The 16,521-nt window shown below is 50.5% G+C and carries 9 protein-coding genes; 7 read left to right on the plus strand and 2 right to left on the minus strand.

Translation table 11 applies throughout. The features are described from left to right. The first annotated feature begins 137 nt into the window (after positions 1 to 137). The 7 genes from CFK45_RS08185 to CFK45_RS08215 all read left to right on the plus strand — a co-directional run bounded on the left by CFK45_RS08185 (position 138) and on the right by CFK45_RS08215 (position 8,390). The gene (locus CFK45_RS08185) at positions 138 to 911 is read left to right on the plus strand and encodes a PP2C family protein-serine/threonine phosphatase (RefSeq protein ID WP_096085949.1); all 774 of its coding nucleotides are present in this window, start codon (positions 138 to 140) and stop codon (positions 909 to 911) included. Between the two features lie 104 nt (positions 912 to 1,015). Continuing rightward, positions 1,016 to 1,921 carry a lysylphosphatidylglycerol synthase transmembrane domain-containing protein gene (locus tag CFK45_RS08190; RefSeq protein WP_143247521.1) on the plus strand — a complete coding sequence of 302 codons (906 nt, stop codon included), beginning with the start codon at positions 1,016 to 1,018 and terminating at the stop codon, positions 1,919 to 1,921. After that, the gene (locus CFK45_RS08195) at positions 1,922 to 2,914 is read left to right on the plus strand and encodes a glycosyltransferase family 2 protein (protein ID WP_096085951.1); all 993 of its coding nucleotides are present in this window, start codon (positions 1,922 to 1,924) and stop codon (positions 2,912 to 2,914) included. A gap of 8 nt (positions 2,915 to 2,922) precedes the next feature. After that, positions 2,923 to 4,515, plus strand: a complete 1,593-nt coding sequence (locus CFK45_RS08200; RefSeq protein WP_096085952.1) for an ArnT family glycosyltransferase — start codon at positions 2,923 to 2,925, stop codon at positions 4,513 to 4,515. 2 nt (positions 4,516 to 4,517) lie between these two features. Next, on the plus strand, positions 4,518 to 6,866 hold the full coding sequence (locus CFK45_RS08205; protein WP_096085953.1) for a glycosyltransferase family 39 protein: 2,349 nt from the start codon (positions 4,518 to 4,520) through the stop codon (positions 6,864 to 6,866). After that, positions 6,859 to 7,533: a phosphatase PAP2 family protein gene (locus CFK45_RS08210; protein ID WP_096085954.1), complete on the plus strand. Its 675-nt coding sequence runs from the start codon at positions 6,859 to 6,861 to the stop codon at positions 7,531 to 7,533. The genes CFK45_RS08205 and CFK45_RS08210 overlap by 8 nt, the downstream gene beginning before the upstream one ends. A gap of 68 nt (positions 7,534 to 7,601) precedes the next feature. Beyond that, entirely contained in the window at positions 7,602 to 8,390 is a 789-nt protein-coding gene (locus tag CFK45_RS08215; RefSeq protein ID WP_096085955.1) for a DUF481 domain-containing protein, read from the plus strand. 67 nt (positions 8,391 to 8,457) lie between these two features. On the opposite strand, the gene CFK45_RS08220 is transcribed toward CFK45_RS08215, so the two are convergent. Both CFK45_RS08220 and CFK45_RS08225 read right to left on the minus strand, forming a co-directional pair. After that, positions 8,458 to 10,245, minus strand: a complete 1,788-nt coding sequence (locus CFK45_RS08220; protein ID WP_158224640.1) for a ShlB/FhaC/HecB family hemolysin secretion/activation protein — start codon at positions 10,243 to 10,245, stop codon at positions 8,458 to 8,460. Between the two features lie 108 nt (positions 10,246 to 10,353). Next, positions 10,354 to 16,497: a beta strand repeat-containing protein gene (locus CFK45_RS08225; RefSeq protein WP_096085957.1), complete on the minus strand. Its 6,144-nt coding sequence runs from the start codon at positions 16,495 to 16,497 to the stop codon at positions 10,354 to 10,356. Between the last annotated feature and the right edge of the window lie 24 nt (positions 16,498 to 16,521).

Raw genomic sequence — 16,521 nt, forward strand, 5'->3', positions numbered from 1 at the left:
ACGCGCCTGCGTGCCAATCAAGAAAAGGCTTAAATATAGCTACTCACTGCCCGCTGACATTGACTATTATCGAGACATGGCGCCCAAAAAGTGAGGCAAGGCTTTGCTCGGGCTCGCAGTTAAGGCAATATGAGCTTATGTTCGGAACTACACACGCCGCAGCAACGGATCTAGGTCTGTTGCGCGACAATAATGAAGATGCAATTTTTGCCTCCGCAGAGCTTGGCTTATGGATAGTCGCCGACGGCATGGGCGGTCACGCCGCCGGTGAAGTCGCCAGCGCCCTCGCCATCGACTGTATCAAAGCACAGATCAACCTCGGCCGGCCGCTGGCCGAAGCCATACAACTGGCCCACCGAGCCATTGTCGATGCTGCCAACAATGGCGTTGGCGGCCACGGCATGGGTTCAACCGTGGTTGCACTTAGCAATCGAGGCGACGATTACGAGATCTGCTGGGTCGGCGACTCGCGCGCCTATCTCTATCAAAAAGCCTCTGCCAACGGCGATGAAGATTTTCGCCAGCTCAGTACCGATCACAGCTATGTGCAGATGCTGTATCAAAACGGCGCCATCAGCGAAGATGAGCTCGCCACCCACCCCGAGCGCAATATCATCACCCAGTGCCTCGGCTCCGTCGACTTACAACACTTAAAAGTGGATCAGGTCGTCGGTAGCTGGCACAAAGATATGCGCATTTTACTGTGCTCAGACGGGCTCAGTGATGTTGTTGATGCACATAAAATCAAGCACGTGCTCGCCAGCGCGCGCAGCCCCGACGCGGCCTGTCGCCAGCTTATTAGCGCTGCGCTGGATTCGGGCGGTAAAGACAACGTCAGTGTCGCCGTCATTGAAACGCCGTCACTGATGCAAAAACTCGTCAGTCGCTGCCGCAACGCCTTGCAGCGTTAGGGTCCGTTAACACAGACAGCGCTTATTAAATAGTGTGTACACGCGCTGGCTGTGGTATAAAGCAGCGCCGCAGGACCTGCGATAAACCAGCAAAAACTAAAATCATGCGCAATCACGCCCTTATTGCCGCCAAGGCCCTTGTTGCAAGTTTATTTATTGTTGCACTTGTGTGGTGGGTGCAAGTGCATGTTGGCTGGGCGGAACTATTAAACAACTGGCAGCGCGTCAGCGCTTGGCAAATCACCGCGGTTGTAGGCCTTATCTTTGTCAGCCATCTGTTGCGTGTCGCGCGCGTACACATCGCTTATCGGCCAGCCAAAACGCTGAGATTTGCCGATGTCTGTGGCGTTAGCCTTGTACACAATACCGTCAGCTTCCTTTTACCTATGCGCCTAGGCGAACTGGCGCTGCCGCTTCTGAGTCGCAGTCGCTTGAATATCGACTATCGCTATTCTGCAACCTGCCTGTTCTTATTGCGTTTATTTGATGCCAACTGGTTGATGCTGCTACTGCTGTTAGGCGCATCCTCGTCCTACCTAGGTGATCAAGCGCGACTGATACTCTGGGCCATTGTTGCCACAACCCCCCTGGCCTTGTACGCGGCGGTCATTTTTGTGCGCCGCAGCCCGCGTTTTAAAGTATTGAAGCCATTGGTAGAGCGCAGTAGCTTATTTATAATGCTGTATCTGTTAAGTGGTGCCATTTGGATGGTCAAGCTCAGCGCCCTCGCCTGGTTAGTCGCAAGCTTGGGGCAATTACCGCTTGAGCACGCCTGGCTCGGAAGCCTTCTCGCCGACGCCAGTGCACTATCGCCGATTACCGGTTTTGCAAATGCTGGAACTTTTGAAGCCGCCTTTGCTCTACCCTTACTGCCTTTAGGTTACGATAGCGCCGCACTGGTAAGTGCCGCGTTAAACCTTCACCTACTGGTATTGATTACGAACATAGCCGCCGGCTTGATCGGCGCAATGATTTTACTGTTTTACACATCGAATAAGCAGGTGCTTTGAATGCCTCTACCCAGTTTGACCGTCGTTGTCCCCATGTACAACGAACAAGACAATGTCCTGCCGCTGTTTGAAGCGCTCGAAAGTGCGCTGCAAAATTACAGCGGCCCATGGAAAGCTATTCTGGTAAATGATGGCAGCAGCGACGGAACCAGCAAACGCTTAAATGAAGCCGTTGCACAATTTGGCGAGCGCTACCGCCACATCGAGCTGCAGCGCAACTTTGGCCAAACCGCAGCAATGCAAGCCGGTATTGATGCAGCCGATACCGACCTTATCGCAACCATGGACGGCGATTTGCAGAATGACCCGGCCGACATTCCCCGCCTGGTCGAAGAGCTGCTTGAGCGCGATCTCGATTTACTGCAGGGCTGGCGCAAAGATAGAAAAGACCACCTGGTCAGCCGCAAAGTGCCCTCGCGTTTTGCCAACCGCCTGATTCAACGCGTCAGCGGCGTTAAACTTAACGACTACGGCTGCAGCCTCAAAGTCTATCGCGCCGATGCGCTTAAGCAGATTCGCCTCTATGGTGAAATGCACCGCTTTATTCCTGTGTGGATGGCAACCGTGTGCCCACCAAGCCGTATTGGCGAAACCGTCGTCAACCACCGCGAGCGCCTGACCGGCGAGAGCAAATACGGCATAAGCCGCACCTTTCGCGTATTAATTGATTTGCTTTCGGTGTTTTTCTTTCTCAAATTTCGCGCCCGCCCCGGCCACTTTTTTGGCTCCATCGGCCTTTGGGTCGGCATGATTGGCTCCTTGCTGCTGGCCTATCTCGCCGGCGTCAAGTATATCGCGGGTGAAAACATCGGCGACCGCCCGCTACTGTTGGTGGCATCGCTGTTAATTATTGCCTCGTTGCAATTCTTAACAACCGGGGTACTTTCAGAAATTCTCAGTCGCATCTTTTTCCAGACGACCAATGTCAAAAGTTACAAGGTAAGAGAGCCACTTAGCTACGAACGCCCGAGCGCCACAGATAGCAACGACTAAGGTTCACCGTGAATCAAAAAATTCAGCAGTTTTTGCTCTCGCCGTGGTTTATCGGTGTAAGTGTTGCGCTCAGCTATTGGCTGGGCCTTGGCAGCTTGCCTCTGTTTGACCTCGACGAAGGCGCCTTTACTGAAGCGACGCGGGAAATGCTCGAAAGCGGCGTATTTTCCGCCACCTACCTCGACGGCGAACCGCGCTACGACAAGCCCATTTTCTTTTATTGGATTCAAGCGCTCAGCATCAGCGCCTTCGGCTTTAACGAGTGGGCCTTTCGTTTGCCATCCGTGCTGGCCGCCTGCCTGTGGGCCTGGGCTTTTTACCGTTTTGTCAGCGAGCAATTCAATAAAGAGAAGGCGCAGATCGCGACGCTGTTTTTAGTAAACTGCCTGTGGATCGCGCTTATTGCTCGCTCTGCAATTGCCGACGCACTGCTGAATTTATTTCTCTCACTGACCTTATTCGATATTTGGCGCTACCTTAAAACAGGCGAACAACGCTACGCGTTAAGACTTTACCTGTGGATGGCTCTCGGCACCTTAACCAAGGGCCCGGTTGCTGTCGCCGTGCCGCTGGCAGTTAGCTTGCTGTATTTAATTTGCAGTCGATCGCTGAGCAAACACTGGCGCACCTACTTTAACTTTAAAGGCTGGGCGCTGTACTTTGCGGTGGTTTCACCGTGGATTATCGCCGTGAGTTTAGAGCAAGGCCTCGGTTTTTTTGAGGGTTTTATTGTCGAGCACAACTTAAAGCGCTTCTCCGATACCCGCGAAAGCCACGGCGGCAGTATTTTTTATTACCTCGCGGTGCTGCCGATTATTATTTTGCCGCTAACAGGCTTGCTTGCGCCGCTGTTTAAGCGCCTGCGCAGCCAGTGGCAAGGCAATATCGGGCGCTTTTTGCTGTTGTGGTTTGCGGTAATATTTTGTTTATTTTCACTATCCAAAACCCAGCTGCCCCACTACATTCTCAATGCCCTTGTGCCGCTTATTATTCTGCTGGCGACAGTGAGCTCGCTTGAGAAAAATTACCGTTGGACTCTGCTATTCCCCGCTTTATTTATGCTGCTGCTGGTCTTCTTGCCCGAACTTCTGGCCATCGCCAGCGATAACAGCAAAGGTTACGACCAGGCGACACTTGCCGCGTGGCCGCAGGCCGTGCCCAGTTATTATCGAGTAGCGGCACTGGCGGCACTCGCTTTAATAGTACTGGCGACGTTTGCACCGACACTTCGGACCTGGCAGCGCCTTGCATTGAGCGGGCTGGTGTTAAACAGTTTCTTTTTTACAGTCTTTATCCAGGTTATTTTTAATTTACAGCAACAGCCGGTGCAAAACATGGTCAAGCACACGCTCGATCACTACCCCGGTGAAGCCGTGGTTGCCTATCGCATGCACATGCCGAGCTTCAGTGTGTACCGCCAACAAATTACTCAGCTGCGTGCGCCTAAGCGCGGCGAGCTGGCCTTGGTGCGCATTGATCGTGTTGCAGGCTTAGAGCATAAACTTGCGCAAAATAAGCAGCCTTTACAACTTGAGCGCCTGTATCAGAGCAGCGGCCTATTATTGGTAAGGGCTGTCGACATGGATCGTTTGGAAAATTAACAATGTCTCAGCTAAGCAATTATTTTTCGCTCGTCGCCAGCGACTTTAAGCTTTGGCTCAAACAAGGCCGTTTAGAGCCCATTGAACAAAACAAACACACCGCCAAGCTGCTTATTGCTTTTGGCCTTGCAACTTGGCTGCTCGCCTTGGTTTTGTATGTTATTGACGGTTACCACGCTGGCTTTTTAAGCATCAACGCCTGGGCCGCCACGATGAGCCCCGTCGCGCTACATCTTTTGACAAGCTTTGGCGATGGCGTATTTGTGCTGGCACTTATGCTGCTGTTTGCGCACAAACGTGTGCCCTTGCTGTACTGCATCCTAATTGCCGGTTTGCTCAGCGGCTTAATTGCCCAGCTCATCAAACGCAGCTTAGATTTTGGCCGCCCGCCCAGCGTGTTTAGCAGCGATGAGTTTGTTTTGGTCGGCAAGGCGCTCAAGAGCAAAAGTTTTCCGTCAGGCCACACAACCACGGCATTTTTAACTGCGAGTGTGTTGATCTTGTGGACAGACAAGCGCTGGTTAAAGTTTGGCCTGGCTGTACTTGCCGTGCTTGCCGGCATGAGCCGTATCTGGCTCGGTGTGCACTGGCCAATTGATGTACTTGTCGGCGCCGGCATCGGCACGCTTGTTGGCGTCTGGGCCTGGCATACCACAATTAAACGCCAACAGAAGATCTCGGCGTTTGCCATTTTATTTGCGCTTTTGTTATTGGTTTTAGCAAGCTTTGGCGCCATTTTTGACGACAATGATTACCACCATGCGCAGTGGCTTATTTCGATTACCGGCGCCGTTGCGCTGTGGAAAAGCGCGCACTTTTTCCTGTTGCGCAAAAGCGGCTTAGCAATTCGCCTGGATAAACAACAAACGCTTGCCGGCCTGCAGCTTAGCAATGCTGAGCTTATTTTTATTGTTGTGCTGATTGTAACGCTTGCCTATCGCATACTGGTAATAATGCAGCCTCACCTGACCCTGTTTTACGACGAAGCTTATTATTACCACTGGTCGCTGCAGCCCGAATTGGGTTATTACAGCAAACCGCCGATGGTGGCTTGGTTTATCCACTTGTTTACCAGCTTATTTGGCAGCAGCGTGACAAGCGTTAAACTCGCCGCGCCGTTTCTCTACGCCGGCAGCGCCGTTTTTGTTTACCTTAGCGCCAAGCGCTTAGCTGGTAGTGAAAGCGCTCTAATCGCCGGCTTGCTGCTGTTGTTTGCCCCAGTTGTCGGCTTTAACTCAGAGTTTATCACCACCGATGCGCCGCTGTTTTTATTCTGGTCACTCACTATCTATGCGAGCATTCGCGCGCTGGAAAAACATCAACTGCGCTGGTGGTTGCTCGTGGGTATCAGCTGTGGCTTGGGCATGCTCAGTAAATATACGATGGCGGTATTGCCCGCGTCTATTTTCTTATGTCTGCTATACGACAAAGACTCGCGCAGCGTACTTAAAAGCTACAAGCCGTGGTTGGCCGCCGTTATTGCAGGTTTGCTGTTTGCGCTCAACTTGTGGTGGAATGCCGACCACCACTGGGTCGCGTTTGCCCACACTGGCGAAATCAGCCAGCAAGATAAAGCCGGCCTAAACATAGTTGGTACACTTGAGTTTTTGGCCGGCCAGTTATTTGTATTTGGCCCGCTCGCTTGTGTGTTATTTTGGCTGGCTCGCAAACAAATCAAAAAGCGGCTGGATGAGCAGCGCCAGGCAACGTTATTATTGCTCTTTTCATGTTTTGGTATTTTGCTTGTCATTGGCCTTCAGGCTTTAAGCTCACGCGCGTTTGTAAACTGGGCGGCGACGTGGATTATCGCCGCTAGTATCTTAGTTGGCCTCAGCTTAAGTTTTAACCGCAACGGCAAACTCATCAAATACACGCTGATTAGCCAAATCTTGCTCTTGTCTGCGTTTTACCACTGGCCGCAACTGCAGCAGCACTTCGGTATTGAAGCATCAAAGAAAAACAACCCCTACCAGCGCGTGCTCGGCTGGGAGGGCGTTGCCAAGCAGCTCGAACCCATACGCCAGCGCTACCCCGAGGCAAAACTTGCAAGCAGTCGCCGCGACTTACTTGCCTATATCGGTTTTCACGCCTTTCCAGGCGAAAAAGAGCTGTATCGCTGGAACCCCAAACAAGACAATATTCGCGATCACTACGACCTTAAATACAATTTAAGAACACTCAAAGATACAGACCAGGACTTTATTTTTGTCAGCTCTAAGCCGTTGGCGGTAGAACTACTCGCCCGATTTGATAAGGCCGAGTATCTCGGCCAAATCGAACAGGAGGTATTTAAAGACAAGCGCCACCGGGTCTATATCTATTATCTGCAAGGCTTTAACGGCTATGAATAAACTAAATTTAACTCGCGCACAGCGGTTAATACCGGGCGTACTTTTTGTTGGCTGTGTTGTCTTTTTTCTACTTCAACCAACACTGGATTTAAAAGTCAGCGCACTGTTTTACGACAACGGCTTTTACTGGAAGAAAAACCCCGTTATTCACTTTATCTATTTGGTCTTTGCCAAGATCCACATCCCTGTACTGTTACTACTTATTGCACTTAGCATTTATTACGCAAAGAAAAAGCAGAGAAATAAAAAGCTCGCTGCGGTTTTTTTAATGTGCTCGTTGATACTTGGCCCGGGCATATTGGTTAATCTGATACTCAAAGACAACAGCCTAGGCCGCCCGCGCCCGGTGCATGTGCAAGAATTTGGCGGCAGCGATGCGTACGCGCCACCCTTTCACTACAGCGGCGCTTGTCAAAAAAATTGCTCTTTTGTAAGTGGTCACGCATCCATCGGCTTCTATTTAATGGCGCTATACTGGCTGCAGCGCAAACGCCGCTGGCTCTTTGCAGGTATTGGCCTTGGGCTTGCCATAGGTTTGACCCGAATCATGCAGGGCGGGCATTTTTTCAGCGATGTTATTTTCGCAGGCTGGGCGGTTTATTTTACTTGTGTCTTGCTCGACAAACTTATTCTAAGCCGCCGCAGCAACGAAACAGCCCCGATATAGCCCAATACAACAACCGCAATAAGACAAAACCATAATACGACCTATCATCTTGCTTTGGAGAAACACGGATGAAACATCAGTTAGCAATTGGCCTTAGCAGCGCAGCATTTGTTTGCGCTCCGGCTTTCGCAGAAGACCCTAAACCACTCAGCACTGACGTTGAAGTCGGCTACATCGCCACTTCCGGCAACACTGAGACAAGCTCATTTAAGGGCCGCGTTGAAATAAAACAAGAATTAAACCGCTTCCGCAACGCCTTTAAAGCGGAAGGTTTGTATAAGAGAGACCAGATCGAAGTCGAAACCGACGGTGTGGTTGAAGAAGAAGAGCGCACAACCGCTGAAAAATACTTTTTATCCGCGCGCAGTGACCTCAAGCTCAACGACGAGTACATGGGGCTTTTTGGTTTTGGCTCGTATGAAGAAGACAAGTTTAGCGGCTTTGTTTACCAATCAACACTCGCCGTCGGTTTTAGCGACCGCCTGTTAAACTTCAGCGCCGGTCACCTCGACTACAGCATCGGTCCTGGTATTGGCTTCAACGAAACCGAAGATAGCTTTGACGCGGATGACAACTTATTGCCCGGCGAATCTAGCAGCACGCCGGTTCTGCGCCTAACCGCTGACTTTCTATACAACTTAAGCGAAAACTCAGCCTTCACTCAAAGCTTCGCATCGGATGTCGGTGTACAAGATGGTGAGAATACCAAGAGTAAATCGGAGACCGCGCTAAGTGCCAATATTATTGGCAGCCTGGCAATGAAAGCCTCGTACATTGTTGATCACAACACCCATGTGCTTGAGGGCAAAAAACACGCAGATACACAAACCGCAGTGACTTTAGTTTATAGTTTTTAATACTTAGATAGCCGCTGCGCACAAAAAAGCCGGCTTTATGCCGGCTTTTTATTGACCACTTAAAAACTTAGATCGAATAAGAAAGCTCAATACCAAAGGCCGCGGTTTCGGTCGGCTCGTCGGTATCAACACCTTTTTTCTTATCCATCAGTACAGAGCCTGCGTAAATATCGGCGCTGACCCCAAACATGTGAAATTTAAGCCCGAGGCCGGCATCGGCAAATTGCCCGATAACAGTTTCTTCATCAAAGGCACTAAAAGGATAAAGCCGGCCGTAAGATGCATCCAAAAACACATAGGGCTGAATCATCTCGCCAAGTTGATGGCCAAAGACCGAACTGCCGCCGCCGGGCATTGGGAAAAACCAATCTGCACCAAAATACAAACCGTCGTCGGCCTGCATGCCATTAATGGAGAACACCCGCGCGCGGCCCTCGCCTGTCAGGCTCATTTGCACAACACTGGAGGTGCGCTCACCGGCATATTGGCCGGCAGCGCGCAGAAGTAAACGCGTTTCGATCTCGGTAAAAGGAATCTTGGCAAACATCAGTGATGACAAATCAAAATTAAGCATATTGACATCAATGTGAATAAGATCGCCAAAGTCTTCAAATTCGGATTTCACATTGTGCACGGCGAGCTGGCCGCGATAGAGCTGGCGCCGTTTTTCATTTAACACATCAAAGTTCAGCATAGCCGTCGCTTGGTCGACCAAAGTCACGGTTTCAAAAAAGGTATCTAAGGTTGTCTCGATGTTGGCATATTTAAACCCGGCACTGATATTTTTGACCCGGCGCCGGTCAATAACCCACTCAACGCTGGCGTCTTTAACTTCTGACTCACCGGTAAAAAGTGGCGTTTCTGCACCGGACAAAAATAAGCGGCTTACAAATTCGTTTGTCGATACCCCAACGCTGGTACGCAAACGCGGCAGGCCCCAAAACGAACTGTAACGCAGCGCACCGTAGGTACTGTTATCCGGGTTAAAGGTTTTTAAGATCGCAAGATAGACTTCATCGCCAAGCCCCGACGGGTTGTGCACATACAGATCGGCATAGGCACGGTTCTTACTTGTCTCTTCCGAGCCGTGGTTGTCGATACGAAAGTTACTTGAAAACCAGCGTTCGTCTTCAACGTTGACACTTAGCATGGTGTCGCCAACTTGCTTGCCCGGCGACAGCACCGATCTGGCCGATAGCCCCGGTATATCATTGACCAAATACAGCGCCTCTTCTAAACGCTCTGCGGTAACCGGCTTGCCGATATCTTTTTTAAATGCGCGCTGAATCAAACCCTCCGAGACACGGCCATCGTTGTTGACTTCAACATGCCCCAGCTCACCAAGTAACAGCGTGAGTGTGACAACGCCATCGCGAACTTTTTGCTCGGGGATATAGGCTTTGGCAAGAATAAAACCGCGCTCGCGATAAAACTGGGTAATTTCTGCGGCGACCCCTTCGATCATACCCAGGGTAACACCACGCTTGCGCCGTTGATCGCGAATAAGAAATACCAGTCGCTGCACTTCGATGGCGCCGACGTGCTCATCGCCAATGCCCTCTTCGATATCGCCAACCAAATCGGCAATTTCGCTGACTTCCTGTTCGGTATAACCCCACTCGCCGAGCTGGTCTTCGCGCATCATATCAAAACGAATTTTTTCAACATGCTCGATCAAGGCTTCGCGGGTAATGCCAAGCTCGGGGTATTCAACCAAACCTTGCAGGCGGAACTCTTTGACATTCAAACGCGGGCCGGCCGATGGGTCCGGGTTGCGGTGACGAACAGGCGGCACATCAAGATCAAGCAACATCGACTTTTCTTCAAGCAATGGCACTTGGTGTGTATCTGGCATTTCAATATACCCTTGCGCAAAGGCCAGCGAGCTCAAGCCGCTCACAGTTAAGCCAAGCGCAAGTTTGCGGCCCTTGCGGGCCACATCCTTAAGCGGGAACAACATAAATTAAGATTCCGATTCTAAGCGTGAAAAGAGTGTTTCTTCGTCTTCTTCCTCTTCGTCTTCCAGCTGACGCTGATCGCGAGGCATTAAGATAGAAACATCTTCATAGGCGTAGTTGTAAATACTGCTAAAGACTGCCGGGTCAATTTCTTCAGCGGATTCAACTTCAATAATTAGTGAAGCCAAACCGACCGAAATGGATGTATCGGCAAGGTCATTGGTTGTCTCCAAATTAAACTGGAAACCACTGGCCGGTAATGGGCGGAAACCACTACCAAAAATAACCGTTACTGTTTCATCCACACCGAGCACTAACGGGCGTTTACGTGAGCCGCCCAAACCACCGGTTGTGCCAACCTCAAGGTTCACCGCAACAATATCCGGGTGATAAATACTAACCGGGTCGGGCCCAGCCGCAAGCGCACCGTCGTTAACATGGATGGTGACATTGCCAATATAACGGCCGGCGTCAACCACGCCGCCTGCATCGCGGGTTCCAGTTACGCCCGCTTGATAATTGGTATTGGCTTTGCTGCTTGAGTTATTGATCAGCGTCACTGTGCCGGTGTTATCGAGATAGATATCCCCCTGGTTAATCAGCGCTTCGATATTAACTGCGGAATTATTGCTAATGCCAATTTCACCGCTGCCGTTTGCCAGATTGAGATTGGCCACCTGCATTTCTACCCGGTTCTGATTGGAGCCAAAACCACTTCCGGTATCGACATACAGGCTGTCTGCAACAATGTTCAACAGCTGGTTGTCACCGCTGTCATTGACATCATTAAAGCGGCCACCGACGGCCAGCGTTACGGTTTGCCCGGCTTCAAGCAAGGTTGCGTTCAGGTCATTGGCCACCGTCATAGTGATATCGCCCGTTGCGCTAACCGAACTTAAACTGCCCATATTCAGCGCGCCGCCGGCATTAAAGACCGAAGACGCCGAACTGATCTGGCCATTTAAATTTAGCTCCGCAGCGGATGACAATAAAAAGCTACCGTTAGTTACCGTAACGTCGGCATTTTGCTCAACTGATCCGGCACTGATGCTCATACTTTCCGCACTGGAGCTAAGCGTCGCCTGCGCGTTTTGTACAAAACTGCCGGAAACATTAATAGCACCGTCACCGGTGAGTGTAAGCGGCGCGTCGAGCTGTAAACCACCATTGCTGACATCGATGGCCAACGCACCGGCATTGACTTCACCAAGCAAGATTGTGTCTTGAGATTGCAGACTTAGCTGTTCGCCGGCATTAATTTGCGTACGCAGTACATCGGTTTCGATCGCCCCGGCACTGCTGACGATGCTCATTGTATTTTGCGCACTCAGCGAACCTGCAAAGACCGCATCGTTGGCAACATTGATATATAAATTCGCCGCATCAATCGTTGTGCCAGCTGCCTGGCTCAAGCTGCCTGCAAGAAGATGCACATCACCTGCACTGCCATTGGCGGCGCTCTCATCAACGGCGTCTAAATTGGCGGCCAAGCTCAAAGCCGAACTTCCGGCATCGAGGTAAATCGCTTCCAATGACCCTGCGCTAACAGTAATCGGTGCGTTAACTTCAATGCCTTCGGCAACAATGCGCACTGAACTGTCTGCACTTAGAGCGTGGTTAATAAGCGCAGCATCATTGGCAGCATTTAAATTAACACTTGCAGCGCGAATGTCACCCAGGCTTCTAAGGGCATTGCCATTGACGCTTAAATCACCGAGTAAGTTTGCCTGAAGCTGAGTAGCCGCCGCTGTGTTTTCAATCGTTGCATTATTGCCATTTAACAAACTAATCGATGCGATGTTGTTGGCGTCGTGATCAAAGAGCAAGTCACTGTCATCTGCGCCTATCCAACTAAAGCGATCAACAACAATGGCGCCCTCATCACTGACATCACCTGTCGTTGTCAGATTAAATTCTGTGGCAATAAGAGATGCGAGTGTGGTTTCACTGTTTTGCAAATCAATGCGCGACGCTTCGAGGTACAAAGGCCCTAACAGTTCATTGCTGTTGTTGAGCTCAATATTGCCACTTGCTTTAATCGCAACCGCTTGAGCTGCACTCAGCACATTTGAATCGCTGACATCACCATTGCTGACATCCAGGTCAATACGCTCGCTGGCGCCGCTTAATGCAGCAATATTGACACTGCCGTTTTGCGCTATCCAGGTCTCGCCATTTAGATCACTCAAATGAAGATTGTTTACTGCCGTTTGCAAACGCTGATCACTGGCGCCAACGTCCTCGGTATTTAGCAGATACAAATCCCCGGTTGAAAGCAGGCCGTCGCCGTAAACACTGGCATCCTGAATGGTAATGGATGCGCTGGTTGTTAACTGCGTTTCAATATTGAGTTTATCGTCGCTGGTTAGATCAAGCACTAAGTGCTCGGCATCATCAAAAGCCAGCGGCGTTAGTTCATCGATATAAACAGTACTATTATTAATACGCACATCGGAATTCGCAGCCGCAGCTAAAGCAACACTAATAGTCTCGAGAGACAGGCTGTTGTCAATCGCCTCAACCTCGCTGTAGAAAACCCGATAGAGGAAATCCTGCCCCGCTTCGGTATGGCTGAGCTCAAGGCTCGGGTCACCCGTAACGGGTACCTTGTAGGCAAGGTCATAACGATCACTGCCCTGAGCCGTTAATTCAATAACGTCAATATCTGTATCGGCAGCACTTCCGCCAACAAAGGTAATCGACTCATCCGCGCCGCGATCAATGCTTACCTGCAGTAAATCACTGCCCGCGCCACCACTAATCAAACCGGAAACCGAACCCGCCTCTTGCACAATAAAACGATCACTTTCGCTGCCGCCGTAAAGTGAGCTAAAACCACTAAAGCTCAAGCTTGAATCGCCAACTAAGGTGCCGCTATTGGCGCCGCTAACTGTCCAGGTGTTGGCAGCATCGGCGGCATAAAAATGCCCGCTGCCATTGGCGATGTAGTTTTCAAAATTCAGATAACCTTCAGAGCTATCACCCTCTCTTACCACAACATCGGCAATCGAACCGAAGTTGATCGTGTCTTGCTCAAGGTTGCCTTGGGCGCCGCCATCAATGGTGCCGCTGAGCACTTGCGAGCCGGTAAAAGTAACCGTGTCGGCACGGCTGCCACCGACAATGTGCTGGAAGTTATTAAAACGTACATCGCTGTTTAATACGCCATTGGCTTCACCGGTAATGGCCCAACTGTTTTCAGTGTTGGCACCGACAATGGTATTGCCCTGCTGGCCGGCATTGACACTAATGTCATTTAACTCAGAGACATAAAGTGTCGGCAGCGTCGCGTGCACATAAGTGTCGTTGAAGCTTACGGCTAAAGCTTCAGTTGGCGCGCTGAACTCAAGTGTATCGGCTACGCCATTGTCACTATTTACGCCGCCCGATATAGAGCGCAATTCGGCAAAATTACCAGAGCTATCGAGCCCACTGACAACAAAGGTATCTGCCGCACTACCACCGGTTAAAAACGCGAAACCACTAAAGCTCAGAGTATCGCCACTTGCCGTGCTCAGAAGATTTTGAGCCGCCGGGGCGATAAGCCAGTTGTTTGTTTCGTCTGCACCTATTAATTCACCTGTCGCCAAACCCTGATCGCGGTGGGTATTTTCGAGGTGCTCAATGGCACTTATTTGCAAGACACCGGCATCGGAACTTGCGCCAAGTTTGACGGATTGATTAGCAAGATTATCTAGCTGCACAGAATCGCCGAGGCCGCTTTCGTCGCTACCACCGTCGACCACACCTGCAACAATAGCGCCGTCAAAAATAAACTGATCGTTCTGACTGCCACCTTGCAGCGAGTCGATACCACTAAATAACAATTGCTCAGATGCAAAACTTAAACTGCGCGCACTGCTTGTAACGGACCAGCTGTTGTCAAAATCGCCGGCGATCAAACGATGCGTATCACCCTGTTCAACCGACAGGTTTTCAATGCTCCAAATTTCAACGGTGCTCGAGCTCAAACCTGCAGATTCACTGAGCGCAAAGCTCCACGGCGTCACGCTGCTCTGGGAGCCATTTTCGACACGAATCGTGTCTGCGCCGCCACCGCCGTGAATCAAGCCATTAAATGATGGTGTTGCCGAACTGAAGTCAAAAACAAACTCATCGACAGCACTGTTACCATGCAGCGCGCTGGCACCACTAAAACTTAGTGCACCGCTGTTTGTGCTAATACGGCCTTGATTGCTACCGCTGATCACCCAGCTGACATTGTGCTCCGGGCCATAAATATGGTGTGACGAAGCTTCATTTAATTGCAGGGCCTCAAAACCGTAAATCGCAATATCGTGACCGCCGTCGTGCTCAATGCCAATAGCGATATCAAGCAGTGAGTCGGCCACGTTTAATTGATCACCTGAGGCATCTTGTTCATCGCCGGCGTCAATCGACAGATAGTTATTGCTATTTAAATTAAAGATATCCGTCGCTGCGCCACCGGCTACGCTGTCGATATTGTTTGCGCTTAACACCAGCGCACTATTACTAAACAACTCGACACTGCCATTGGCGTTGAGCTGCCACTCGTAAGTGCCGGTGTCTGCACTCATCAGGCTAACGTTCTGCGCATCGGCAAAACTGAGCTCACTGACATTGGCGATATCAATAAAGTTACCGAGGCGGCGAGAATTTACATGCTGCTCAGTTATTTCATCGGCAACACCGCCGCCGGTTAAACCCGGGTAGACCTGCTGGGCGCTTAAATCGTTCACACCAAAGCTAATTGCCGTGCGCGCTTCGGCGCTTGTTGTCATCGCAATGCTTGAATCAAAGGCAATCGCGTTGGCGCCACCCGCACCGTTAATGGTGCCATTTTCCAGCCAGCCTCCGGGGCCAAAAATAAAGTGATCGGCGCTATCGTTACCGATTAAGTTGTTAACATTTTCAAAGTTAAAGACATAAGCCTCGCCCTTATCGTCCAAAACAGGAATCGTTAACTCACCGGTATTGCGATCTGAAATACGCCAGGTGTTAACCAAATCTGGCTGTGCAGCGTCGTAAAAATCATCGGAATTAAGGCGCACAATGACATTGTCGTTACCAATAACGGCACTGTACTGAGGCGTAATATCAACAACAATCAGCTCGGTGCGGCCAGAGTAATCCAGGGTAATATTACCGGTGGTTAAGAAACCATAACTCAGTTCGCTATTGGCATCGGCGGTAAGCTTGGTATCGCCATAGGTAATCAGCGCGCCAAAATGCTCAAAGTTATAGGTATTGCTGTTGCCGTTTAAGGTGGTTACCACGCTGCCTTCGTTATCGCCAATCAGATTAATATCACTGTTATCGGCCGTAGGCAGAGCCAACCAATTATTGCTTTCGCTCGACAAACCTTTTTCATGGCCATTAACGCTGTCGTGATGGCCAACAAAGTTTTCAATAGCATCAACGTGTACACGCTCAAGCCCGGCAACTTCAGCACTAAACTCACCCAGAGAAGCATCATCAAAATACACCACAACACCATCAGTATGGTTACTGACATTGAGCGTATCGTCGCCATCGCCACCATTAATTTCACCCGACCAGCCAAAATCACCGCTGCTTAGTGTGAAGGTATCGGCACTAGCGGAGCCGACGATGTTTTCAAAGCTGCTAAATACCGTGCCATCAACATTGCCGTTGCCATCGGAGCTAAGACTCCAGCTCGCTTGCTGGGTGTAAGTAAAGCGATCAATACCGTCCCCACCATTAATAGCGGAAACTGAGGCATCTAAGCTAAATTCATCGGCACCGTCACCGCCGTTGATGGTGCCGGTAAAACCGTTGCCACCAACATTAACACTGTCGCTCAGTGCTGAACCATTGAGCACATCAACACTGCTAAAGCTAACTAAGTTGTTAGAGCTGTCGGCAGTGACGCTGTTATTGCTTGAGCCGTCGATCGACCACGTGGCCGTTTCTGAACTGTCGGCACTTAAGCTGTCCGTGCCGGCACTGTCGGTAATGGTGAGGCTTTGGTTGCTGCCGCTGAAATTAAGTGTGTAGACATCGTTGCCCGCACCGCCTTCAACATTAATGCCGCCAGCTTGAATAGCAAAAGTATCAATGCCCGAACCTGCGGTAAATTGGGTCATGCCCTTTAAGGTAAATTTGCCATCAACGCTGGAGCTATCGCCGTTCACGACCCAGTTCACGCCGCTTGTATCCGAGCTGTAATC

It is taken from the genome of Agaribacterium haliotis, assembly GCF_002312815.1.
GTDB classification, from domain to species: domain Bacteria; phylum Pseudomonadota; class Gammaproteobacteria; order Pseudomonadales; family Cellvibrionaceae; genus Agaribacterium; species Agaribacterium haliotis.